The organism is Photobacterium sanguinicancri (assembly GCF_002265265.1).
In the GTDB taxonomy this organism is placed as follows: domain Bacteria; phylum Pseudomonadota; class Gammaproteobacteria; order Enterobacterales; family Vibrionaceae; genus Photobacterium; species Photobacterium sanguinicancri.
The window spans coordinates 1-453 of record NZ_NOIF01000457.1 but is presented as its reverse complement, the minus strand read 5'-3'; the positions used below and the strand labels follow the sequence as shown (position 1 = coordinate 453).

Sequence of the window (453 nt, the reverse complement as noted above, 5' to 3'; positions counted from 1 at the left end):
CGGTACCCGATCCGATCGCGCCGCCTCCCGATTCCCGGCTCGGCGGGGTCACCATATCGAGGACGCGAAGGCGTCGGTCTGTACGGAGGATCGTCAGGACAAAGGCGTCACCGGTCGCCTAACGGCCGTGGACGAGCGCCTTCTCGACCAACGTCAGCAAGATGCCCGGCGGCACGTCAACACCCGTCGCCTGCTCTACCTCGACGCACCGATTGCACGATGGCTCCCTTACTATCGCGCGGATACAGGGGCGCGGATGACGTTACGCCGATTGTTGTCCAACAGCAGCGGCTTGCCGAAAATGTTCCTTCCGGCGGCGGCAATAGATCCGACGCTGCGCACGCGGGACGTTCCGACTGCGGAGGCTGTAAAGCGGTTCGCCAGCGGTGACCTTTATTTCGAGCCGGATGCGAAATTCGACTATGTTCTCGAGAGCTGGATTATCGTCGACGC

General features: G+C 62.5%; 1 protein-coding gene. It reads left to right on the top strand.

Annotated elements, in window-relative coordinates:
- The coding region (locus ASV53_RS24590) for a serine hydrolase (protein WP_141226347.1) at positions 1 to 453 on the top strand (453 nt) is incomplete at both ends.